This is a genomic window from Salmonella enterica subsp. enterica serovar Typhimurium str. LT2, from assembly GCF_000006945.2.
GTDB classification, from domain to species: Bacteria; Pseudomonadota; Gammaproteobacteria; order Enterobacterales; family Enterobacteriaceae; genus Salmonella; species Salmonella enterica.
The window spans coordinates 2,937,584-2,959,396 of sequence record NC_003197.2 but is presented as its reverse complement, the minus strand read 5'-3'; the positions used below and the strand labels follow the sequence as shown (position 1 = coordinate 2,959,396).

Below are 21,813 nucleotides of genomic sequence, written 5' to 3'. Positions count from 1 at the left end.
GCGGATGTTGATGAATAAAGGGGAACGGTGACGTGATGAATCGTGCGCTTTGAGGAGAGATTGCGTTGGCCGGATAGCGGCGCATGAACTGCGCCTTATCCGGCATAAAAAACGATCTTATTTCTGCGCGGCCAGCGCTTCTTTCACCCAGCCGTCAAACTGCTGCTGGTGGGCGTTGATCCAGCCGTCTACGTGGCCCTGAACATCGGCTTCAGACGATTTACCGGCATGCATCATGGCGTTCTGCGCGTTGATATCCGCCAGCGGCAGCTTCATGATGGCGAACAGTTTCGCCGCCGCCGGATTTTTCTCCGCCCATGCCTTATTGGCGACAATATGCATGGTATTAACCGGGAACCCATAGTTCGCGCCGTTCGGCAGTTTAGTATCAATATTTTTCTGTTCGCCTGGCAGGGAGGAGAACGGCACCTGTAGCCAGACGACATCTTTACCCGGCTTCATTACATCGCTCACCCAGTACGGGGTCCAGGTGTAATACAGCACCGGCTTGCCTTCTTTAAAACGGGTAATGGTATCAGCCATCATCGCCGCATAGTTACCGTGGCTGACCTCAACGGTTTTTTGCAAATCAAACGCTTTATTCTGGTGATTGATTACGGCTTCGCAGCCCCAGCCCGGCGAGCAGCCCATCATGTCCGCTTTTCCGTCGCCATTAGTATCGAAGATTTTGGCGATTTTCGGATCTTTTAGCTGAGCGATATTGGTGATGTTGTACTGCTCGGCGGTTTTTTTATCGATCAGATAGCCCTGCGCAGCGCCGGAGACGAAGACGCCCTCGCGGTAAAACTTGTTGTCTCCGCCTGCTGCGGCATACATATCATCATGCAGCGGTTGCCAGTTCACGGCGGTAAACGTCGCATCGCCAGAGGCGATGGAGGTGTAGCCTACGTTGTAATCGACTTCACTCGGCTTATTTACGGTATAACCCAACTTTTCCAGCGCCCGACTGACCAGTAACGTCTGGAAGGTCTCTTCAGAAATCGTGCTTTGGATAGGTTGGACGGTAATGCCTTTGCCAGGCAGGTCGGCAGCGAAAGCGCTGGCGGTGACAAGGGTGGCAAACGCTGAGGCAAATATCACGGTATGTCGCATCGTTGTTCCTTTAATTATGGTAGGGAGTTGTAAGCCCGGTAAGCGCAATGTCACCGGGCGTCAGGAGAGTTACTTAACGAAAGGGCGGGTGATTAGCCCAACAGGACCGGTGGTATACCAGCGACGGTTACCGCGGCTACGCGAGTCGCGCCCGACGGCCTGCGTCAGACGGTCCAGAATGATGGCAAGAATCACAATGCCGACGCCGCCGACGGTTGCCAGCCCCATATCAAGACGACCAATGCCGCGTAGTACCATCTGGCCAAGTCCGCCGACCGCAATCATCGAGGCGATGACGACCATCGAGAGAGCCAGCATCAGCGTCTGATTAACGCCTGCCATAATGGTGGGCATCGCCAGCGGTAGTTGCACTTTGAACAACATTTGGCGCGGGCTGGCGCCGAACGAGCGCGACGCTTCAATTAAGTCGGCAGGCACCTGGTTAATGCCCAGGATCGTCAGGCGTACAATCGGCGGTAGAGCAAAAATAATCGTCACCACCACGCCCGGCACGTTACCGATGCCGAATAACATGACAATCGGCACCAGATAGACAAACGCGGGCGTGGTCTGCATCGCATCCAGCAGCGGACGAACTATTTTGGCTGCGCGCGGGCTGCGCGCCAGCCAGATTCCCATCGGTAATCCGATCACGACGCAGAACAACAGGGCGGTCAATACCAGCGCCAGGGTAATCATCGCCTGCGACCAGGCGCCGATCGCGCCGATGGCGATCAGCGATATCAGCGTCGCGATCCCCATGCCCACGCCGGAAACCTGCCAGGCAATCAGCGCAAAGAGAATAATCGCCACAGGGGCGGGCATTCCCAGCAGCAGTTGCTGAAAGCCGTTGAGGATGTAATCCACCGGCACACGAATCCCCTGAAAAAGGGGACGGAAATGGGTGACGACCCAGTCGATTCCCTCTGTGACCCAGCTATCCAGCGGGATCAGCGTCTTATGGAACGGGTCCAGAAGAGAAAAGTGTTCAGGGGCTGGCGCGGGCGCGCTGTTCAACCAGTCGGTACTGCCGCCGTCCGTGGCTACGCCTGCCGGTGTTCCCCAGGCATCAGCCGTTTGCGTCGTAGTATCGGCCACCTGTGCGGTATCCCACGGATTCGTTTGATCAGCCATTGTTACCCCCCTCGCGATCTAAAGCCTGTAGCAACATACGTTTTGAAATAATGCCAACATACTGGTGTTCTTCATCGACAACCGGCACCGCGCAGGGCGCCTGGCCGACGTGAGAGAGCAACTCGCTGAGTGGGGTTTGCGCATCAACGACTAAAGGGTCGTCGATAAGCGCCGCTTCAATCCCTTGCGCCTGGCTTAATGCCGCTTTTAATGAGTCGATGGACACGACGCCCACGAATTTATTGCCACGCTCAATGACGTAACCATATTCACGGTCTTCGTCCTGTAATAATTTCAGTGCCGAACGGGGACCGAAACCTGGCGTTTTACGAATTAATCCGACCGGGCTGCGACGGGCAATATCTTTGGCGCTAAAGACCTGACTAATATCCACGCCACGGAAGAACGTGCGGACATAATCATTTGCCGGATTATTCAGGATCTCATCCGGCGTACCAACCTGTACGACCTCGCCATTTTGCATAATGGCAATCCTGTCGCCAATACGCATAGCCTCATCAAGATCGTGGGAAATAAAGACAATGGTGCGCTGATGTTTCGCCTGTAATTTCACCAGCTCATCCTGCATTTCGGTACGAATTAATGGATCGAGGGCGGAAAACGCTTCATCCATTAATAAGATATCAGGGTTGATTGCCAGCGCGCGGGCAAGCCCAACACGCTGACGCATCCCACCGGAAAGTTCATCCGGGTAGGCGTGAGCGTAATTCTCAAGCCCCACCTGACGCAAGGCGTCCAGCGCTTTTTCGCGACGCTCTTGCGCCGCGATGCCCGCTAATTCCATACCGAATGCCGTATTATCCAGCACGGTCATATGCGGCATGAGCGCAAATGACTGGAAGACCATCGCAATCTTTTTCCTGCGCACCTCGCGAAGCTCAGCGTCTGATATTTTGGCAATATCAACGCCGTCAATCAGTACCTGTCCGCGGGTGGGTTCAATCAGGCGATTGAGAAGGCGTACCATTGTGGATTTACCCGAGCCGGATAATCCCATGATGACAAATATCTCGCCTTCTTCAATGGCCAGACTGGCGTCTTTAACGCCAAGCGATAGCCCCGTTTTTTCCAGTATTTGCTCTTTCGATAGTCCCTTTTCAATATATTTGAAGGCACGCTGCGGATGCTCTCCAAATATTTTATACAGATTCTTCACTTCTAATTTAATTGCCATGCAATAGAATGATTCCTGTTATTTACTTATGTCGATATGTTACCTGATAGAAATAGTTACCTTTTTCTACCCTAACATACTCAGAATCTGAGACAACCCTGAATTTGCTTCTGGCATGAATATTGCGAGGTGCTATCGGCTGTGATTTCCCATGATATAAGGGCTGAACGCGAATGGGGAGGAAGAGATATTTTTTGGAACAACCAGCAAAAATCCACCTGAATTGGGGGAATCCAGGTGAATAATGTCACTCGTATTGAGTGTAGGACATGTTGTAATATTTGCGCGATTTGACTCCCTATTGCTTGAAATAAAGGCATGGGAAATGTAACGTTATTTCCCATGCCCGTAAGGTTAAAAATTCCAGTCTTCGTCTTCGGTTTCGACTGTTTTCCCCATCACATAAGATGAACCTGAGCCGGAAAAGAAATCATGGTTTTCGTCGGCATTCGGCGAGAGCGCGGCAAGGATTGCGGGATTCACGTCTGCCATCTCCGGCGGAAATAACGCCTCATAACCCAGGTTCATTAAGGCTTTATTGGCGTTGTAGCACAAGAAGGCTTTGACGTCGTTAACCCAGCCGGTTTCCGCATATAACGCTTCTGTGTAGCGGATTTCGTTGTCGTACAGTTCCATCAACAAATCCAGCGCGAAAAGCTTTAACTCTTCACGCTCGATTGCCGATAGTTTTTGTAGCGCTATCTGATACTTATAGCCAATATAATAACCGTGAACCGCTTCATCGCGAATGATTAAACGAATCAGGTCGGCAGTGTTCGTGAGCTTACCGCGGCTGGAGAAATACATCGGCAACCAGAAGCCGGAATAGAACAGAAAAGACTCTAAAAAGACGCTGGCAATCTTTTTCTTTAGCGGTTCATCGCTGACGTAATGAGCTAAAATAATCTGCGCCTTACGCTGAAGCGGTGGGTTTTCTTCGCTCCAGGCGTAGGCGGCATCAACCTCTTTCGTCTGGCACAGCGTGGAGAAAATAGAACTGTAAGAGCGGGCGTGTACCGCTTCCATAAAGCTGATGTTCGACAGCACTGCCTCTTCATGCGGCGTGATGGCATCTGCCATTAACGACGGCGCGCCTGCGATGTTCTGGATAGTGTCGAGCAGCGTAAGTCCCGTAAACACGCGAATGGTGAGCTGCTGTTCGGCGGCGCTCAGCGTCTGCCAGGCCGGAATATCATTCGATAACGGCACTTTTTCCGGCAGCCAGAAGTTACTGGTCAGCCGGTTCCATACCTCCAGATCTTTGTCGTCCTGGATCTTGTTCCAGTTGATGGCGCTAATACGAGATAATTTCATATGGCTTTCCTTATAGCGCGCAGGATACGCAGCCTTCAATTTCAGTACCTTCCAGCGCCAACTGGCGAAGCCGGATGTAATACAGGGACTTAATACCTTTTCGCCAGGCATAGATCTGCGCCTTGTTGATATCGCGGGTCGTGGCGGTATCGGGGAAAAACAGGGTGAGCGACAGCCCTTGATCGACGTGGCGCGTGGCCTCGGCATAGGTATCAATAATTTTTTCCGGACCGATATCGTAAGCATCCTGATACATGTCCAGGTTTTCATTGGTCATAAACGGCGCGGGGTAATACACACGCCCGGTTTTGCCCTCTTTGCGAATCTCAATTTTGGCCACAATCGGATGAATGCTGGAGGTCGCATGATTAATGTAAGAAATCGAACCGGTCGGCGGCACCGCCTGCAAATTTTGGTTATAGATGCCATAGCGCATCACATCGTCGCGCAGCTTTAGCCACATTTCTCGTGTGGGCAGCGTAATGCCGCTGCGGGCAAATAGCGCCCTGACTTTCGCTGTTTTCGGTTGCCAGTCGTCCTGTAAATACTGCGTAAAATAGTCGCCGCTGGCATAGCGCGACTGCGCAAATCCGGCGAAGGTTTTGCCGCGTTCGCGGGCTAGCCGCATTGAAGTATGCACGGCATGCCAGGTAATGGTGTAAAAATAGAGATTGGTGAAATCCAACGCCTCCGGCGAACCGTAGGCAATACCTTCCCTCGCCAGATAGCCATGCAGATTCATCTGGCCCAGACCGATGGCATGAGAGGCGGCATTACCGGCGGCTATTGAGGGCACGCTGCGTATATGGCTCATGTCCGACACCGCCGTCAGGCCGCGAATAGCGGTTTCTACGGTACGGCCAATGTCCGGTGAATCCATGACGTGAGCGATATTCAGCGAGCCGAGATTGCAGGAGATGTCATGCCCGATGTGGGTATAGTCAAGGTTATCGTCGTAACGGGAAGCGCTATTGACCTGTAAAATTTCTGAGCACAGGTTGCTCATATTAATGCGACCAGCAATGGGATTCGCGCGGTTTACCGTATCTTCAAACATGATGTAGGGATACCCGGATTCGAACTGAATCTCCGCCAGTGTTTGAAAAAAGTCACGGGCGTTAATATAGGTTTTGCGCACGTGCGGATCGGCAATTAATTCATCGTACCGTTCGCTAATGGCGATATCGCCAAACGGTTTGCCGTAGCGTCGTTGTATGTCATAGGGCGAAAAGAGCGCCATTTGCGCGTTTTCTTTCGCCAGCCGGAAGGTGATATCCGGGATCACCACGCCGAGAGAGAGCGTTTTGATCCGGATTTTTTCGTCAGCGTTTTCTCGTTTGGTATCCAGAAAACGCAGAATATCCGGATGGTGCGCATGGAGATAAACCGCGCCGGCCCCCTGGCGCGCGCCAAGTTGGTTGGCATACGAAAACGCGTCTTCCAGCATTTTCATCACCGGGATCACGCCGGAAGACTGATTCTCAATGCGTTTGATCGGCGCGCCCGCCTCGCGCAGATTGGAGAGTAAAAACGCGACGCCGCCGCCGCGTTTGGAGAGTTGCAGCGCCGAATTCACCGCCCGCCCGATCGACTCCATGTTGTCTTCGATACGGAGCAGGAAGCAGGAGACCAGTTCCCCACGCTGCTGTTTGCCGCAATTTAAAAAAGTCGGGGTAGCGGGCTGAAAGCGACCAGAAAGCATTTCATCGGTCAGTTGGGTGGCCAGCGTTTCGTCACCCTGCGCCAGCGTCAACGCCACCATTGTCACCCGATCTTCAAAGTGTTCCAGATAACGTTTGCCGTCGAAGGTTTTCAGCGTGTAACTGGTATAGAACTTCCAGGCGCCAAGAAACGTCTGGAAGCGAAAGCCGCTGGCATGGGCGTGCTCGAACAGGCGAAGGACGAAGGCGCGGTCGTAACGCGCGAGGACGGCGTCATCGTAATACCCTTCCCGAACCAGCGTCCCCAGACGTTCATGCTGGCTGGCAAACGTCACGGAATGCGGGCGGACGTGGGTGGCAAAGAAGGCGTCGATCGCCTGCTGGTCCTTGTCGAACTGAATATGGCCTGCTTTATCGTAAAGATTCAGCATCGCGTTCAGGGCGTGGTAATCCATGGTTTCCTGCATTACGCGCTCCGGGGTAGTTGTTGCCAAAATTCATTTACTCCTTTTCGGACATTATCGATGTCGCGTTGTGTGCCCATGAGCTCAAAGCGGTACAGCCAGGGGACGCCGCATTTTTGTGCTATCACATCGCCAGCGCATCCCCAGGCATCGCCGAAATTGCGATTACCGGAGGCGATAACGCCGCGAATGCGCGCCCGGTTGTGTTCATCATTTAAAAAGCGGATCACCTGTCGCGGCACCGCACCGGCCATCCCGCCGCCGCCGTATGACGGCACAACCAGAATGTACGGTTCGTCTACCTGAATTCGCTCCCGCTCATTGAGCGGAATACGCGTGGCAGGCAGCCCCAGACGCTGCATAAAGCGGTGCGTATTTTCAGAGCTGCTGGAGAAGTAGACGAGCGCGCTCATGCGTTTGCCGCGTGGGGTGTCGGGTGCAGACGGTTAATCATGTCCGGGCGGAAGCCAGACCAGCTCAAATCGCCCGCCATCACCACCGGTAATTGACGAAATCCTTGCGCCCGGAGCGTATCCGCTGCATCCGGCACCAGATCGACGTTCACCATCTCAAATTCAAATCCACGGCTTTCCATCGCCCGCTTTGTGGCGTGGCACTGAACACAGTTATTGCGAGTGTAAATAGTAATGCTCATGATTCGTATTTCCATTTAAAATGAGAAAACGGCGCGATGAAACGCGTCGGATTGTCGTGTGTTGATACAGGAAATACTAGATGTAGTTGAATTAAGATTCAACCATACAAGATATGGGAATTTTCGATTGATTTTAACGCCGCTGATGAACGCCGCGGGGTAGGGGAGGCATGGCTAATTTTTGCCGGATGGCGGCGTGAACGCCCGATCCGGCCTGCAGGTTCACGCATAACAGAGTTGGCTGACATCAGCGCCATCCGGCAACAATGCGTCACATTCGCATACCGATCGCCAGACGGTTAAAGCAGTTCATTAAACCGATGGCGAAGGTCAGATCGCTGATTTCACGCGCGCTGAAATGATCGAGCAGCGGCAGGTAAATATTATCTTCGGCGTGGGTTTCAGCAATGTGCGTCACCGATTCCGCCCAGGCTAACGCCGCGCACTCTTGCTCGCTGAAATGGTGACTTACCCGCCATCCTGCCAGCGCATCTAATTTAGCTTGATTCACGCCAGCCTTACGCAGCGCTTTACTGTGCATCTCCAGGCAAAATGCACAACCATTTATTTGCGAAACACGTAGGTAAATCAGCTCCATCAGCGTGGGGTCAAGCGTGCTCTTTTCCAGCGCGTTTTTCGCCTGCACCAGAGCGCTGTAAACCTCCGGGCTCAGTTCATAATAGGGTTGGCGTAACGTTGTCATCATGTTTCTCCTCGTGTTGATGACGAGCACTGTAGCACTATAATGGTCTGTAAAAGAGAGCCATATTTTTACAGAAAAAGCAGACCATATGCCGCGCTATCAGCACATCGCTCGTCAGTTAAAAACGGCCATTGAGCAAGGAGAACTCGCGCCCGGAACGCGTTTGCCTTCCAGTAGGACGTGGGCGCAGGAACTGGGCGTTTCTCGCGCCACGGTGGAAAATGCCTATGGCGAGCTGGTGGCGCAGGGCTGGCTGGAGCGACGTGGCCAGGCAGGCACGTTTGTGAGCAACGCTCTACGGTTTGAGACGGCGCCGCCGATACCCGCTGTTTTTGCCGGAGAAAGTCCGGAACCGAAACCCTTTCAGATGGGGTTACCGGCGCTGGATCTCTTTCCACGCGAGAAGTGGGCGCGAGTAATGGGGCGTCGGTTGCGCACGCAGACATGCTTCGATCTGGCATTAGGCGACGTCTGCGGCGAGGCGATTTTGCGCCAGGCGATAGTCGATTACCTGCGGGTTTCGCGTAGCATTGAATGTCTGCCGGAACAGGTATTTATTACCTCCGGTTATGCGGATTCTATGCGGCTAATCCTGCGTACATTGTCTGTGCCGGGAGACAGCATGTGGGTGGAAGATCCCGGCTTTCCGTTAATTCGCCCGGTGATAACGCAGGAGGGGATTACGCTGGCGCCGATTCCGGTCGATGCCGATGGGCTGAATGTCGCGGCGGGGATGCGGGATTGCCCGCAGGGGCGCTTTGCATTGGTGACGCCCGCCCACCAAAGTCCGTTGGGGGTGGCGCTGTCGTTAACTCGCCGACGGCAACTTCTGGCATGGGCGGCGAATGTGCAGGCCTGGATTATTGAAGATGATTACGACAGCGAATTTCGTTATCACGGTAAACCACTTCCGCCGCTCAAGAGTCTGGATGCCCCGCAGCGAGTGATTTACGCCGGAACGTTCAGTAAGTCGCTCTTTCCGGCATTACGTACCGCCTGGCTGGTGGTGCCGATAAAGCAGATTGAGCATTTCCGCCAGCAGGCGTCGCTGATGCCCTGTAGCGTACCGTTGTTATGGCAGCACACGCTGGCTGATTTTATCCGTGATGGCCATTTCTGGCGGCATCTGAAAAAGATGCGTCAACATTATGCTCAGCGACGGTTATGGATTGAAGAGGCGCTGGCAGAACAGGGATTTGTCGTGACATTACAGAAAGGCGGTATTCAATTGGTTATTGAGGTTGAAGGTGATGATAAAGCGCAGGTAGCAAAAGCGAATCAGGCCGGACTGGCGGTACAGGCGCTAAGCCGTTGGCGAGTGGTTTCGTCAGGAAAGGGGGGCATTTTACTGTCGTTTACCAATATTACTTCCGCTGGCATGGCGAAACAGGTCGCATGTCAGCTTCGACAGGCGATACAGTAACCGTTTCGCCGAATGGCGCGACCTGGGCCTGCGGCAATGATGCAGGCCCCATAAAGTATGTCGCCATCCGGCAGCGCACGTCGTTAGCGACGCAGGCTAAGCAGCGCCCCGATAAAAATCCCCACCGCTGCGGCGGTTCCTACGCTACACCAGGGTTTTTCACGCACAAACGTATCCGCGCACCCCATCGCATCACAGGCGGCTTGTTTTACGCGAGTACGACCCTGCATCCGCGCCCGGGTCTCTTTCAGCAACGCCTGTGCTTTACGTCGCGCAGCCTCGGCTTCGTCTTTCGCATCGCTTCCCCAGGATTTAAGGACATCTTCCAGACTGTCGGCTAATCGATTGACATCATTCTGAATATCCTGAACACCATCATCGACGTCGTTTCGGTTCGGTTTGTTAAGCATATGATCCTCCATTGATTTCGATGTAGCTTTCAGTGTAGTTCATATTTTTACCTGCTGAGGCTTGTTACGGCGATATCATGCGTTTCTGGACTTTTCTGAAAGCGTTGATAACGCGCTATCGGGTAAGGTAAGCCCGCAGTACAAGAGAATGAGGATAAAATATGTATTTACGACCTGACGAGGTGGCGCGGGTACTGGAAAAGGCAGGGTTTACCGTCGATGTGGTGACGAATAAGACGTATGGTTATCGACGCGGCGAGAATTATGTTTATGTTAACCGCGAGGCGCGTATGGGGCGTACCGCGCTGATCATTCACCCCAGATTAAAAGACCGTAGCTCATCACTGGCTGACCCGGCTTCGGATATTAAAACCTGCGATCATTACCAAAACTTTCCGCTCTATTTAGGCGGCGAGACCCACGAACATTACGGTATTCCCCACGGCTTTAGCTCCCGAATAGCGTTAGAACGTTATCTGAATGGGCTTTTTGGCGACGAAAAAACCGACTAAAAGCGCGACTGGCAATGCCAGTCGCGACGCTAACTTACGCCTTAGCCTGATGATAGCTGCTCACTTTAAACAGGCGGCGACAATAATCCAGGAAGTAGCCATAAACCGCGCCCATTAACATTGAAACAACAATGTTTGAACTCACGGCGGCCACTATCTGATGCCAGCCGGCACCGACGGTCAGCAAGATGATAATATAAACGGGTGACTGAAAGGTGACATAAGCCAATACATCCGCCAGGTTTTTGGCCCATCCCGCCGGGCTTGCCTTACGCGCGACGCGCATAATCAGATCGCGGTAAACGCCGTATGGCCATGCAATCAAAATGTTGACAGGTATCGCCACCAGCCTGGAAGAAAGCGACTGCTCAAAGCTCATTCCGGAGAGGAATATCTCGATCAACATGTTCACAACAGAACAGTAAACAACCATCGCAAACGTGTCTGCTACGGCATGACGCAAGCGTGACTGTGGAGAGAACATGTTAATGCTCCTTGTAGCGTATCGATCAGAATGAGGTGATGGTTGGTAGTGAAATCATAAAGCACTTTTGTCTTTGCATAGAGTATATCCCTATATAATAACTATCAACTAGTGTAATATTTTTATTTATAGGCTTTTTGTCGATAAAATACTCTGTGATTGTGTGTTTTTTGCTCGCGGCGAGATTTTCGTTGTTGTTAGTCATTAATTACTTTTAAATCAATGCATTATAATGCATTGTTTTTCTGGCGATTTTCAGCCACATTCCAAATGTTGTCAGATGCGATGTATTCTCGGCTAACGGCATGCGCTCTACTTTTCTCAGCATAATTATAGCCATTGCAGACTGATTTTTAGCATAAAGCTCTGATGATGATTTTTGAATGGTTAATCTCTTATTGTGCTGAAATATTCACTTCTGTATAAGGTCAGCCACCGTGAGGGTCACCGCGGTTACTGAGATACGCAATACGCTATAAACAGCCAAACGGGAAACCTACAGATATACCGTAGGCAGAATAACCTGAAACACGCAGGGGGTAATGAATATAACCTTCTGGTTAACAGATTAATATAATTAATCGAGTTATGCTGTGTATATCTGTATGAACTTTAGGATCTGGAAATATAATCAACAATCGCATACAATACCGCCTGTAATAGTTTTTTGTTTTCTGCGTTAAAAGGTTTTTATTGATATGAATTTGATGTTACAGAACTTAAATAATATCCGCACGCTGCGCGCTATGGCTCGCGAATTCTCCATTGACGTTCTTGAAGAAATGCTCGAAAAATTCAGGGTTGTCACTAAAGAAAGACGCGAAGAAGAAGAATTGCAGCAACGCCAGCTTGCCGAGAAGCAGGAGAAAATTAATGCCTTTCTGGAGCTGATGAAAGCAGACGGTATTAACCCGGAAGAGTTATTTGCCATGGATTCAGCAATGCCGCGTTCTGCTAAAAAGCGCCAGCCGCGTCCGGCAAAATATCGTTTTACTGATTTCAATGGCGAAGAAAAAACCTGGACCGGACAAGGTCGTACGCCTAAACCGATTGCCCAGGCGCTGGCGGCGGGGAAATCTCTGGATGATTTCTTAATCTAATCACGGATAGCTTTTAACAGATGGCGCTTCGTTTCCTGTCTCTATTAACCGGGACTCAGGGAACGTTGCGCCATGCTCATTTTGATAAATCAGCACACGCCAAAATCGCCCTCTTCGCAATAGGGGGTGACATCTGCCGCTTTGAGGATCAATTTTTCGCCCGGTTCATTACCGACCTGTACCGCGACAATATGATCCTCGTTGACTTCAATCACTTTCAGTTTCGGCCCACCCATTCGGGGCTGTACGATATCGCCTGGTGTGAACATCACGCCCTCCTGTTGAACAATGGTATAAACCCGCCTTCAGTCTACTACACACTTACCGACGCGTGGTGAAGGTACCGCTTAATGAGTACGGGTATTCCAGGGCATTTTTTCCAGTAGTCGCGCCATTCCGCAGAAGCCGGTCATGCCTGCCAGCATTAACCCGGCCCCGACAAAACCGCTAATGAGGAAAAAGCCGCCGTGGACCGTATAGCCCATAATAACCCCAAGCAACGCCAACCCGCCGGCGGCGATTTGCACCTGACGCATCAGCGGCAACGGTTGCGATTTGTCTTCTGTGACGGGCAATCCTGCCGCTTTCCATCCGTCGATACCGCCTTCCAGTAGACTGACCTGAGCAGGGGCGGCAATGGCCTGTAGTTTTGCTGCATTGCTGCTGGTTCGTTTACCTGACTGACAGTGAAAAATAATCTGTTCCGCTCGCAGGTTGGCGGGCAAATCGCCCTGTTCAAGCCGGGAGAGCGGCGCCAGTTGCGCATGTGGAATATGCTCGCGCAGATATTCATCGGCGTCGCGCACATCAATCAGTTTCGCGCCTTGCGCTATCAGCGCTTGCGCCTCACGGGGGGAAACTATCCCAATGGACATCGTGCCTCCTTATGGACAATAGAGATTCTTTAACGTGGCGATAATCGTATTAACCGCCTCATTTTTAATGAAATAGTGAATGCGCTGGGCATCGCGTTGACTATCAATCAGCCCTTCTTCCCGCATCCGCGCCAGATGTTGCGACGTCGCGGAGGGGCTTAGCCCGGTAATGCGCGCCAGTTCGCCTGCGCTGGTTTTTGGCGAACCGCAAAGCATACATAAAATCAGTAATCTTTTTGGGTGGCTCATCGCTTTGAGCAGGGCCGCCGCCTGTTCTGCGCTGGCCTGAAGTTGTTCAAGCTCTGTCATAGTTATTTAAGTATTTTCTAAATTTAGTTAATTCTAAAATAAACATCAACCTAATGCCAGCGTAAAGAGCGTAAAGGAGGGTAAAAGCGCGGCGCGCGACTGGCAGGCTCAGGTAAACTGACTATGCTTAGAGATAAAATCTCTTTTTAAACAATGACTAATTTTGCTTGTATGGAGTGTATATGGGTTTCTGGAGAATTGTATTTACGATTATTTTGCCTCCGCTCGGCGTACTTTTAGGAAAAGGGTTCGGTTGGGCATTTATCCTTAATATCCTGCTGACATTACTCGGATATATTCCGGGGCTTATCCACGCATTTTGGGTTCAGATGCGTCATTAATTACCGGCCACCGGCGGCGCATAAGCGCCGCTTATCAGGATAACCTCATTCCCTCTGCTACACTTTTCTTTGTGTGTATTTTTGACAAGCGAGGTGAATATGGGACTTTTCAATTTTGTAAAAGATGCAGGTGAAAAACTCTGGGACGCGGTAACCGCTAATCATGATAAGGACGATCAGGCGAAAAAAGTCCAGGAACATTTAAATAAAACGGGAATACCCGACGCTGACAAAGTGAATGTGCAAATAGCTGATGGAAAAGCGACAGTGACGGGTGATGGGCTGAGTCAGGAGGCAAAAGAAAAAATTCTGGTTGCCGTGGGGAATATCGCCGGGATTAGCAGCGTTGACGATCAGGTTAAAACCACGACGCCGGCGGCTGAAAGTCAGTTTTATACCGTAAAATCAGGCGACACCCTGAGCGCTATTTCAAAGCAAGTGTATGGTAACGCCAATCTGTATAATAAAATTTTCGAGGCAAATAAACCGATGCTGAAAAGCCCGGAAAAAATATATCCGGGACAAGTGTTGCGTATTCCTGAAGAATAATGGCTATCAGGTCGCGCCAGGCTACATTTTCCCTGCCATCGCCTGGCGAATAATGGGAATCGGCGTCAGCAAATGCTGACGCATTAATTCGCTGGCGCGTGCCGCCTCGCGCGCCAGTATCGCTTCGGTTAGCGTGTGATGCTGGATATGTTTATCTTCCAGCATCTCGACGGACAGAACGGTTTCACGTAACCAAATAAAGCGGTAGCGGGCCGCCAGGTCAAATAAGCGTTCGCGCATCTGTAGCAGATAGTGGGAGCCGCACCCGGCGACAATGGCGGAATGGAACGCCTGGTGGCGCTGATCCCATTCATCGAGCATATGTTCACTGGCATCGCTGGCTTCCAGTTTGCTGAGCATATGCGCTCGCGCCAGGATCTCCGCCTCCCACGCATCATCGCCGCGTTCAATCGCCAGGCGTACCAGCATCGCTTCCATATTGGCGCGCGCGTCAAAAATATCGAGGAGTTCCGCCTCTGACATGGATGCCACGCGATAGCCTTTTTGATTCACCACGGTGACCAGCCGTTCCGCCACCAGTTGCGACAGCGCCTCACGCAGCGGCCCTACGCCGAGCGCATAGCGGGCGGTTAATAAACTCATCCGCAGTTTCTCATCCGGCTGATAAGTGCCGCGAATAATGTCATTTTTAAGCCAGCGATAGCCATCTATGGCCGTCGGTTGGGAAAGGGCGGTCATCTTTTACTCCTGAGAAGCTTCCCGGCTGACGCCGGGAATAACTAACGTAGGTTTTGCAGGGGGGCTTTTTGCCACCTTATCAGTTTTTTCCAGCGAGACATAATGGGGACAGTACCTATTATGCCCAGCCCTAACAGCCCCGTTGAAATGACTTCTAGTTGCTGTGCCGGTCGAAATAGCATCACCACCAGGACAAAGCAGATAAAGCCGATAACCAGCCAGGTGAGCCACGGATAAAGCCACATTTTCAGCTTAATTTCTCCGCCCTGCGCCAGCAGAATTTTACGCATTCGCAATTGCGAAATCGCAATCACCAGATAGACCAGCAGCGCGATGGCGCCGGAACTGTCGATAAGAAATTTAAACACTTTTGCCGGGGCGTAATAATTGACGATAACGGTTAAAAAGGCCGCGCCGGTAGAGAGGAGAACCGCTACCCAGGGCGTTTTGCTACGGTTAGTTTTTCCCATTATCGCAGGAGCATCGCCGCGGCGGCTAAGGGAATAGAGCATCCGGGAGGCGGTATATAATGCGGAGTTCAGACAACTGGTCACCGACAATAAAATCACGCAGTCCATAATGAATTTTGCGTGCGGAATATGAAGCAGCTCCAGTACCGAACGGTACGAACCTACGCTTTTCAGACCCGGCATATTCCACGGGATCAGCGCCACCACCACAAAAATGGAACACAGGTAAAAGATGGAAATTCGCCAGATAACAGAATTGGTGGCGCGTACGATATGTTTATCCGGCGTATCGGATTCCGCGGCAGCAATAGTAACGATTTCCGCGCCCATAAAAGAGAACATGGTGATCAACATGGCGCTTAACACCGCGCCGAAGCCGTTAGGCATAAAACCGCCGTGATCCCAGAGCCGGGAGATACCGCTTACCTCAGCATACGGATAAAAACCGCTAATCGCCGTCGCGCCCAGCGCGATAAACGCCAGAATGGCAATTACTTTACATAGCGCCAGCCAGAATTCGAACTCGCCGTAATTTTTGACGCTCAATAAATTGCTTCCGGTTAAGGCAAGCGTAATCACTAATGAAAATAGCCATACCGGAATACCCGGTATCCATGAATTCAGAATAATGGCGGCAATATTGGCCTCCAGCGGAATAACCAGCACCCAAAACCACCAGTATAACCAGCCGATGGTATACCCGGCCCAGGGGCCGATCGCTTTATCCGCATAGGTGGAAAAAGATCCGGTATCCGGTGTGGCGACGGCCATTTCAGCCAGCATTCGCATAATCATGACGACTAAAAGTCCTGCGAACAGATAGGCCAGCAGTACCGCAGGGCCGGCCTCCGCAATCGCCACGCTGGAACCGACAAACAGGCTGGCGCCGATGACGCCGGCGATCGATAACATGGTGACGTGGCGTGATTTCAGCCCGCCCCCTAATGCATGTGATTCTGACAATTGCCCCATCCTAAAACCTCTTTATTGTTATTGCGCTCGTTTACCGGATGGCGCCTGGCTTATTCGGCCTACAATCGAAACGGTTTTTGTAGGCCGGATAAGACAGTTACGTCGCCACCCGACGCTGCTTATTGGACATTACGCTTGTTTCGCCTCATCAAAGCACTGGGCGATAATCTCCAGGCCTTGCCGAATCTGCGAGGCCTCAATAGTGAGTGGAACGAGGATGCGCAAGATGTTGTAGTAAGGACCGCAGGAGAGCAGAATTAACCCTTTCTCGCGGGCGCGGGTCACAATGTCGGCGGTCAGAGCCGCGTTCGGTTTGCCGGGGTCGCCATTTTCGAACAACTCAATGGCGATCATGGCGCCCAGTCCGCGCACGTCGCCAATCTCACGGTGCGTTTCCGCTATCTCCATCAGGCCATCGCGCAGCGTTTTGCCAAGCGTATTCGCCTTTTGCAGTAGATTTTCCTGCTCGAAAATGTCCAGTACCGCCAGCGCGGCGGCGCAGGCAATCGGGTTTCCGGCATAGGTGCCGCCCAGCCCGCCCGGCGCGATAGCGTCCATCACGTCTGCCCGGCCGGTAACGCCTGCCAGCGGAAAGCCGCCGGCGATCGATTTCGCAAACGTGGTAATATCTGCCGCAACGCCCATCTGTTCCATGGCGAACAGCGTACCGGTCCGGCCCGCGCCGCTTTGCACTTCGTCGGCAATCAACATAATGCCGTGTTGGTCGCATAGCGCGCGCAGTCGCTGCATAAACGCGGGAGAGGCGGCGTAAAATCCGCCTTCGCCCTGTACCGGCTCAATAATAATGGCGGCGATATCTTCCGGCGCGGCATCATTTTTAAAGATGCGTTCAATGCTGGCGATCGCGTCGTCGTCGCTGATGTTGTGTAGCGGGCAAGGATAAAGCGCGCGGTAGACATGGCCTGGCATCAATCCCATACCAGCAGAGTACGGGTGTACTTTCCCGGTCAGAGAGAGCGTGTAGTGGGTACGACCGTGGTAAGCGCCGCTAAACGCGATAGCGCCGCTGCGTTTTGTCGCCGCGCGGGCGATTTTCACCGCGTTTTCAACCGCTTCTGAACCGGTCGTGACCAGCAACGTTTTTTTGGCGAAATCGCCCGGTACCTTCTGGTTCATGCGTTCGCACAACGCCAGATACGGTTCATAGGCCAGCACCTGAAAACAGGTATGGGACAATTTCTTCAACTGCGCTTCGACCGCTGAAACAATGCCCGGATGTAAATGACCGGTGTTCAGGACGGCAATGCCGCCCGCGAAATCGAGATACTCACGGCCTTCGACATCCCACACCCGACAATTTTCCGCCCGCTCGGCGAAAATCGGGTGAATCTGCCCCACGCCGCGAGGAACGGCGTTATGACGGCGCTGCATTAAAGCGTTATTGGTATTCATTAGCGACTCTCCTGTTAAAGGCCGATGCACATATATTTGATTTCTAAATAATCTTCGATGCCGTATTTGGAACCTTCTCGGCCTAATCCGGAGGCCTTAATGCCGCCGAAAGGCGCGACTTCGTTGGAGATAATGCCGGTATTAATACCGACGATGCCGTATTCCAGCGCTTCGCCGACGCGGAAAACGCGGCTTAAATCGCGTGCATAAAAATAGGCTGCCAGGCCGAACTCGGTATCGTTAGCCTGCCTGATGACGTCCGCCTCGTCGCTGAAGCGGAACAGAGGCGCGAGCGGCCCGAATGTCTCTTCTTTGGCGACTTTCGCGTTATCAGGAACATCCGCCAGAATGGTCGGTTGAAAGAAGTTGCCGCCCAATTTGTGCGCTTCACCGCCCGTAATGACGCGGGCGCCTTTTTCCAGCGCATCGGCGATATGTTCCTGGACTTTCGCCACGGCTTTTTCATCAATCAGCGGCCCGATAGCGACGTCGGCTTGCAGGCCGTCACCGACCGCGAGCTTATTTACCGCCTGGTTGAGTTTTTCCGCAAAACGATCGTAAACGCCGTCCTGAACATACAATCTATTGGCGCAGACACAGGTCTGCCCGGCGTTGCGAAACTTCGAAGCCAGCGCGCCTTCGACGGCTTTATCCAGATCGGCATCGTCAAAGACGATAAACGGCGCATTGCCGCCCAATTCCAGTGACACTTTTTTAATGTCTTTGGCGCATTGTTCCATTAGCTGGCGGCCAATCTCCGTCGAGCCGGTAAACGACAGTTTGCGTACCAGCGGGTTGCTGGTCAGCTCGCCGCCGATATCGCCTGCCGAACCGGTAACGACGTTAAATACGCCTGCGGGAATTCCGGCGCGCTGGGCCAGTTCCGCCAGCGCCAGCGCGGAAAACGGCGTCTGGCTGGCGGGTTTGAGTACCATTGTGCAGCCTGCGGCCAGCGCGGGGCCGGCTTTACGGGTGATCATTGCCGAGGGAAAGTTCCACGGGGTAATCGCGGCGGTGACGCCGATGGGCTGTTTAATCACCAGCAGCCGTTTATCGGCCTGATGGCCTGGAATCGTGTCGCCATAGATACGCTTCCCCTCTTCGGCGAACCATTCAATAAACGAGGCGGCGTAGCTAATTTCGCCTTTCGCTTCCGCCAGCGGTTTACCCTGTTCCAGCGTCATCAGACGCGCCAAATCGTCCTGATGTTCCATCATCAGATTGAACCAGCGACGCAGGATATTGGCTCGCTCTTTGGCGGTGAGCGCGCGCCAGGCGGGCAGGGCGCGATTGGCGGCGTTGATGGCGTCGCGCGTCTCTTCCGCCCCCATTTTGGGCACATTGCCAAGCGGTTTCCCGTTGGCGGGGTTGCTCACGGGGATGACATCGCCGCCGCGCGCGTCGCGCCAGTCGCCATCGATAAAGGCCTGCTGGCGGAACAGGGTAGAGTCGTTAAGTTGCATAATTGCTTCCTGTCTGAAGGGTTAACGGGTAAATGCGGCGTGTAATGCGTCCACGCTGCGTGCCGCACGCAGCGTACGTCCGGGGTTGCTCTGGCTTGCGCGTAGCGCCTGAACTTTGCTGACGATATGCGCGCCGATAGGTATCGCGGATGTCGCCGCCGGGGAGGGGGCGTTACAGGTGTGAATGGAACGCGGCGTTGTGACAAACAGAAAATCATCAATCAGTTTGCCGTCCGGTGAAACCGCCTGCGCCCGCACGCCTGCCGGCCAGGGCTGGAGATCGTTGACGGTCAGGCTGGGGCAATACTTTTGTACTCGCCGCAAATAGCCGCTTTTGCACAGCGAGTTTTTCATCTCGCCCAGTCCGGAAAGCAGATGGTTTTGCAGTACGCGGCGAATGCCGGCGGAGCGGAAAATCTCCAGGGTGTCGGTGAAGGAAACGTCGCGCTTACGGTAGCCTTCGCGTTTAAGCGCCAGCACCGCATTCGGCCCGACCGTAACGCTGCCGTCGATCATGCGGGTAAGATGGACGCCGAGAAACGGCATTGCCGGATCGGGGATCGGGTAGATCAAATGGTTAACGATCCGGTTGTGTCGCGGGGCCAGACGAAAGTACTCGCCGCGGAAAGGGCAGATAATAAAACCGGGCTCCACGCCCAGCATTTTGACCAGCCGATCCGCCATCAGTCCTGCACAGCCGATAAGCGTAGCGGTTTCTATTTCCCGACCTTGCGAGGTGCGAATGACAACGCCAGCGGCATGTTCTGTTAGCGCGCTGACCTCGGCATGGTAGATGATCTCGCCGCCTTTGGCCTGAAAGCGGTTCGCCATGGCCGTCGCGACATCGCGATAGCTGACAATCCCGCTGGAAGGGACAAAAATCCCGCCCAGGCCAATGATATTGGGTTCGCGTTCACGCAGCTCCGCCGCGCTTAACCACTCGCGCTCTAAGCCGTTGGCCGCCGTCCGCTCCCATAGCGCGCGCATCCGCGCCATTTCCAGCTCCGAGGTGGCGACCAACATTTTGCCGCAGGTGTCGTAGCGGATGTTGTTTTGATCGCAAAAGGTTTTGGTCGCCTGATTGCCTGCCAGACAAAACTGCGCTTTGAGGCTGCCGGGCGTGTAGTACACCCCGGCATGGATCACGCCGCTGTTATGCCCGGTCTGGTGGCAGGCTGGCGCGGACTCTTTTTCCAGCAACGCGATGCGCGCATCCGGGTAGACATCAATAAGTTGCATGGCGGTCGACATGCCGATAATGCCGCCGCCGATAATCACAAAATCATACATCCGCGTAATTCCTTCGCCGTGGCGCTTATTGGTGAGTTTGATAATGGCTGGCGGCGTAGGCGAAGTAACCGCGCTGGCGCATCAGTTCGCGACGCAAGTCAGGATGCGGCGTAAAACGATCGCGTCCATGTAGCCAGAACAGATTGTTAATCAACAGGAATTTGCCGACCGGTACCGGTACGGAGAGGATGTTTTGACTGGTTTCCAGCGCGTCTGAAAGCTCGCTGAGCCAGACGCCTTCTTCAAAGTCTTTTGGCTGGACGAACTGGTCGATATAACGCATGACCGGGCGGCCTTGTTGGTCGACATCAAACACCGGGTGCCAGACGTCATGGCTAACATTTTTGCTTGGCGGCGCCGCCCAGCGCATGACGCGACGCGCCAGCGGATGGGTAAAAAACGACTCCAGATGTTCCCAGTCATCAAGGTGCAGCAACAGCGAATTACCGCCTTCCATATTCTGTTCGTCGATTTTCATCATCAGCACGTAGTCGGTCACCTCCTCAACATAGGTACCGTCATTGTGCAGTTCCATTACGCGGTGGGGCTGGCGCAGATAACTGTCGGAGTTGTCGACGTTTTTGACCACGAAACGCGCGTAGTACTGGCCGCTCATCGCATCGTAGTTGGAGCGACCAATAAGATGCGCCACCGCCGTCGCCAGTTTGACCATCTCTTCTGCCTGTGCGACATCATCGATCCCTTCGGCGCTGATCAACAGCGCGCCTTGTGCACGGTTGAGGAGCGTTTTGATCAACAGCGGTTGTAGCTGATTGCCGCACAGATCGTCGAGGATCTTGCCGATTTTAAAACGTAAGAAAGATTTGTATTCCAGCGCCTGCACCGGCCACTGCGCAACCTGATGAAGAAATTGTTTTGTGGTATCCGCCGTAAACGTTAACGCCAGCAGGCGCGGCGACTGCGCCGAAGGGGCAAGGGTGAAACCAGTATGGCGTTGGGCTAAATCATCTGTGTTCGCTTTTACGGCAGTCAGTGCATTCATCAGAATCATTCCTCTCGGTAGATGGTCAGGGAGACATGGCGATGCTCATTTCGTAGCCATAAATTAAAAATATCGACATTTTCCAGGAACGCGTATGAAATAACCGCTTTTGTTTAATTATTGTGATCAAAAACAACAAATATTTAACAATGCAAAGGGTGAGGTTAACGGCGCCACGAGCCTGACAACGGCAAGAAGGGGTGTAAAATGAGAGCGTTATGGGGAAAGTGATGCTGGCGGGGTTGCCCGGCCTGACACATG

At 52.9% G+C, this 21,813-nt stretch carries 23 protein-coding genes and 26 other annotated features; of the genes, 5 read left to right on the top strand and 18 right to left on the bottom strand.

Going from position 1 to position 21,813, the window contains the following annotated elements; translation table 11 throughout:
- Positions 1 to 117: 117 nt before the first annotated feature.
- The 8 genes from proX to STM2804 form a co-directional block, all read right to left on the bottom strand.
- Positions 118 to 1,124, bottom strand: a protein-coding gene (gene proX / locus STM2811) for a glycine/betaine/proline transport protein (protein ID NP_461737.1). Within the gene, positions 118 to 1,113 belong to an annotated coding region; the region does not span the whole gene.
- Positions 1,119 to 1,124: a ribosome-binding site (putative RBS for proX; RegulonDB:STMS1H002881), on the bottom strand. Its footprint overlaps the gene before it by 6 nt.
- A gap of 58 nt (positions 1,125 to 1,182) precedes the next feature.
- Positions 1,183 to 2,260 (bottom strand): glycine/betaine/proline transport protein gene (gene proW / locus STM2810; RefSeq protein NP_461736.1). Within the gene, positions 1,183 to 2,247 belong to an annotated coding region; the region does not span the whole gene.
- Positions 2,240 to 3,513 (bottom strand): glycine/betaine/proline transport protein gene (gene proV / locus STM2809; protein ID NP_461735.1). Within the gene, positions 2,240 to 3,442 belong to an annotated coding region; the region does not span the whole gene. Before proV ends, proW begins: the two co-directional genes overlap by 21 nt.
- Positions 2,255 to 2,260: a ribosome-binding site (putative RBS for proW; RegulonDB:STMS1H002880), on the bottom strand. It overlaps the preceding gene by 6 nt.
- Positions 3,455 to 3,460, bottom strand: a ribosome-binding site (putative RBS for proV; RegulonDB:STMS1H002879).
- Positions 3,478 to 3,486: a -10 signal (putative -10_signal for proV; RegulonDB:STMLTH004561), on the bottom strand.
- Positions 3,505 to 3,513: a -35 signal (putative -35_signal for proV; RegulonDB:STMLTH004561), on the bottom strand.
- 283 nt (positions 3,514 to 3,796) lie before the next feature.
- Positions 3,797 to 4,768, bottom strand: a protein-coding gene (nrdF, locus tag STM2808; RefSeq protein ID NP_461734.1) for a ribonucleoside-diphosphate reductase 2, beta subunit. Within the gene, positions 3,797 to 4,756 belong to an annotated coding region; the region does not span the whole gene.
- Positions 4,763 to 4,768 (bottom strand) — a ribosome-binding site (putative RBS for nrdF; RegulonDB:STMS1H002878). Its footprint overlaps the gene before it by 6 nt.
- Positions 4,767 to 6,927 (bottom strand): ribonucleoside diphosphate reductase 2, alpha subunit gene (gene nrdE / locus STM2807; RefSeq protein ID NP_461733.1). Within the gene, positions 4,767 to 6,911 belong to an annotated coding region; the region does not span the whole gene. Before nrdE ends, nrdF begins: the two co-directional genes overlap by 2 nt.
- Positions 6,884 to 7,305 (bottom strand): stimulates ribonucleotide reduction gene (gene nrdI / locus STM2806; protein ID NP_461732.1). Within the gene, positions 6,884 to 7,294 belong to an annotated coding region; the region does not span the whole gene. The genes nrdE and nrdI overlap by 44 nt, the downstream gene beginning before the upstream one ends.
- Positions 6,922 to 6,927 (bottom strand) — a ribosome-binding site (putative RBS for nrdE; RegulonDB:STMS1H002877). Its footprint overlaps the gene before it by 6 nt.
- The gene (gene nrdH, locus STM2805) for a glutaredoxin-like protein (RefSeq protein ID NP_461731.1) occupies positions 7,291 to 7,551 on the bottom strand. Within the gene, positions 7,291 to 7,536 belong to an annotated coding region; the region does not span the whole gene. Before nrdH ends, nrdI begins: the two co-directional genes overlap by 15 nt.
- Positions 7,300 to 7,305, bottom strand: a ribosome-binding site (putative RBS for nrdI; RegulonDB:STMS1H002876). (Overlaps the previous gene by 6 nt.)
- Positions 7,546 to 7,551, bottom strand: a ribosome-binding site (putative RBS for nrdH; RegulonDB:STMS1H002875). It lies within the gene nrdH.
- Before the next feature lie 256 nt (positions 7,552 to 7,807).
- The gene (locus tag STM2804) for a putative cytoplasmic protein (protein ID NP_461730.1) occupies positions 7,808 to 8,252 on the bottom strand. Within the gene, positions 7,808 to 8,239 belong to an annotated coding region; the region does not span the whole gene.
- Positions 8,247 to 8,252, bottom strand: a ribosome-binding site (putative RBS for STM2804; RegulonDB:STMS1H002874). (Overlaps the previous gene by 6 nt.)
- Before the next feature lie 70 nt (positions 8,253 to 8,322).
- Positions 8,323 to 8,328 (top strand) — a ribosome-binding site (putative RBS for STM2803; RegulonDB:STMS1H002873).
- Between STM2804 and STM2803 the strand changes: the two genes are divergently transcribed.
- The gene (locus STM2803) for a putative gntR family regulatory protein (protein ID NP_461729.1) occupies positions 8,323 to 9,662 on the top strand. Within the gene, positions 8,328 to 9,662 belong to an annotated coding region; the region does not span the whole gene. Its footprint overlaps the feature before it by 6 nt.
- Positions 9,663 to 9,745: 83 nt before the next feature.
- On the opposite strand, the gene ygaM is transcribed toward STM2803, so the two are convergent.
- On the bottom strand, positions 9,746 to 10,084 hold the full coding sequence (gene ygaM, locus STM2802) for a putative inner membrane protein (RefSeq protein ID NP_461728.1): 339 nt from the start codon (positions 10,082 to 10,084) through the stop codon (positions 9,746 to 9,748).
- Between the two features lie 138 nt (positions 10,085 to 10,222).
- Positions 10,223 to 10,228: a ribosome-binding site (putative RBS for ygaC; RegulonDB:STMS1H002872), on the top strand.
- On the opposite strand from ygaM, the gene ygaC reads away from it, so the two are divergent.
- The gene (gene ygaC, locus STM2801) for a putative cytoplasmic protein (protein ID NP_461727.1) occupies positions 10,223 to 10,584 on the top strand. Within the gene, positions 10,234 to 10,584 belong to an annotated coding region; the region does not span the whole gene. Its footprint overlaps the feature before it by 6 nt.
- 34 nt (positions 10,585 to 10,618) lie before the next feature.
- Here ygaC and STM2800 read toward each other — a convergent pair.
- Positions 10,619 to 11,081, bottom strand: a protein-coding gene (locus STM2800; RefSeq protein ID NP_461726.1) for a putative inner membrane protein. Within the gene, positions 10,619 to 11,068 belong to an annotated coding region; the region does not span the whole gene.
- Positions 11,076 to 11,081 (bottom strand) — a ribosome-binding site (putative RBS for STM2800; RegulonDB:STMS1H002871). Its footprint overlaps the gene before it by 6 nt.
- Before the next feature lie 545 nt (positions 11,082 to 11,626).
- Positions 11,627 to 11,635 (top strand) — a -35 signal (putative -35_signal for stpA; RegulonDB:STMLTH004560).
- Between STM2800 and stpA the strand changes: the two genes are divergently transcribed.
- Positions 11,627 to 12,168, top strand: a protein-coding gene (gene stpA / locus STM2799; RefSeq protein NP_461725.1) for a DNA-binding protein with chaperone activity. Within the gene, positions 11,767 to 12,168 belong to an annotated coding region; the region does not span the whole gene. It overlaps the preceding feature by 9 nt.
- Positions 11,641 to 11,655: a protein binding site (putative binding site for Lrp, RegulonDB: STMS1H000256), on the top strand. It overlaps the preceding gene by 15 nt.
- Positions 11,646 to 11,654 (top strand) — a -10 signal (putative -10_signal for stpA; RegulonDB:STMLTH004560). It overlaps the preceding feature by 9 nt.
- Positions 11,752 to 11,757: a ribosome-binding site (putative RBS for stpA; RegulonDB:STMS1H002870), on the top strand.
- A 347-nt stretch (positions 12,169 to 12,515) precedes the next feature.
- Here the strand turns inward: stpA and ygaP are convergent.
- The gene (ygaP, locus tag STM2798; RefSeq protein ID NP_461724.1) for a putative rhodanese-related sulfurtransferase occupies positions 12,516 to 13,054 on the bottom strand. Within the gene, positions 12,516 to 13,043 belong to an annotated coding region; the region does not span the whole gene.
- Positions 13,049 to 13,054: a ribosome-binding site (putative RBS for ygaP; RegulonDB:STMS1H002869), on the bottom strand. (Overlaps the previous gene by 6 nt.)
- Positions 13,053 to 13,352, bottom strand: a complete 300-nt coding sequence (locus STM2797) for a putative arsR family regulatory protein (RefSeq protein NP_461723.1) — start codon at positions 13,350 to 13,352, stop codon at positions 13,053 to 13,055. The genes ygaP and STM2797 overlap by 2 nt, the downstream gene beginning before the upstream one ends.
- Before the next feature lie 171 nt (positions 13,353 to 13,523).
- Positions 13,524 to 13,529, top strand: a ribosome-binding site (putative RBS for yqaE; RegulonDB:STMS1H002868).
- On the opposite strand from STM2797, the gene yqaE reads away from it, so the two are divergent.
- Together yqaE and ygaU are read left to right on the top strand one after the other, a co-directional pair.
- Positions 13,524 to 13,693 (top strand): putative YqaE family transport protein gene (yqaE, locus tag STM2796; protein ID NP_461722.1). Within the gene, positions 13,535 to 13,693 belong to an annotated coding region; the region does not span the whole gene. (Overlaps the previous feature by 6 nt.)
- Before the next feature lie 90 nt (positions 13,694 to 13,783).
- Positions 13,784 to 13,789 (top strand) — a ribosome-binding site (putative RBS for ygaU; RegulonDB:STMS1H002867).
- Positions 13,784 to 14,242, top strand: a protein-coding gene (gene ygaU, locus STM2795) for a putative LysM domain protein (protein NP_461721.1). Within the gene, positions 13,793 to 14,242 belong to an annotated coding region; the region does not span the whole gene. (Overlaps the previous feature by 6 nt.)
- A gap of 21 nt (positions 14,243 to 14,263) precedes the next feature.
- Here the strand turns inward: ygaU and ygaE are convergent.
- From ygaE to STM2789, 6 genes are all read right to left on the bottom strand, one after another.
- The gene (gene ygaE / locus STM2794; protein ID NP_461720.1) for a putative GntR family transcriptional repressor occupies positions 14,264 to 14,953 on the bottom strand. Within the gene, positions 14,264 to 14,941 belong to an annotated coding region; the region does not span the whole gene.
- Positions 14,948 to 14,953: a ribosome-binding site (putative RBS for ygaE; RegulonDB:STMS1H002866), on the bottom strand. (Overlaps the previous gene by 6 nt.)
- Before the next feature lie 29 nt (positions 14,954 to 14,982).
- Positions 14,983 to 16,394 (bottom strand): RpoS dependent gamma-aminobutyrate transport protein gene (gabP, locus tag STM2793; protein NP_461719.1). Within the gene, positions 14,983 to 16,383 belong to an annotated coding region; the region does not span the whole gene.
- Positions 16,389 to 16,394: a ribosome-binding site (putative RBS for gabP; RegulonDB:STMS1H002865), on the bottom strand. (Overlaps the previous gene by 6 nt.)
- Positions 16,395 to 16,512: 118 nt before the next feature.
- The gene (gabT, locus tag STM2792) for a 4-aminobutyrate aminotransferase (protein NP_461718.1) occupies positions 16,513 to 17,810 on the bottom strand. Within the gene, positions 16,513 to 17,796 belong to an annotated coding region; the region does not span the whole gene.
- Positions 17,805 to 17,810, bottom strand: a ribosome-binding site (putative RBS for gabT; RegulonDB:STMS1H002864). It overlaps the preceding gene by 6 nt.
- The gene (gene gabD / locus STM2791; RefSeq protein NP_461717.1) for an NADP-dependent succinate-semialdehyde dehydrogenase I occupies positions 17,811 to 19,271 on the bottom strand. Within the gene, positions 17,811 to 19,259 belong to an annotated coding region; the region does not span the whole gene.
- Positions 19,266 to 19,271: a ribosome-binding site (putative RBS for gabD; RegulonDB:STMS1H002863), on the bottom strand. (Overlaps the previous gene by 6 nt.)
- Positions 19,272 to 19,280: 9 nt before the next feature.
- Positions 19,281 to 20,563, bottom strand: a protein-coding gene (gene ygaF / locus STM2790; RefSeq protein NP_461716.1) for a putative sarcosine oxidase-like protein. Within the gene, positions 19,281 to 20,549 belong to an annotated coding region; the region does not span the whole gene.
- Positions 20,558 to 20,563, bottom strand: a ribosome-binding site (putative RBS for ygaF; RegulonDB:STMS1H002862). (Overlaps the previous gene by 6 nt.)
- A gap of 11 nt (positions 20,564 to 20,574) precedes the next feature.
- The gene (locus STM2789; RefSeq protein NP_461715.3) for a putative cytoplasmic protein occupies positions 20,575 to 21,568 on the bottom strand. Within the gene, positions 20,575 to 21,561 belong to an annotated coding region; the region does not span the whole gene.
- Positions 21,563 to 21,568: a ribosome-binding site (putative RBS for STM2789; RegulonDB:STMS1H002861), on the bottom strand. It overlaps the preceding gene by 6 nt.
- Positions 21,569 to 21,813: the final 245 nt, after the last annotated feature.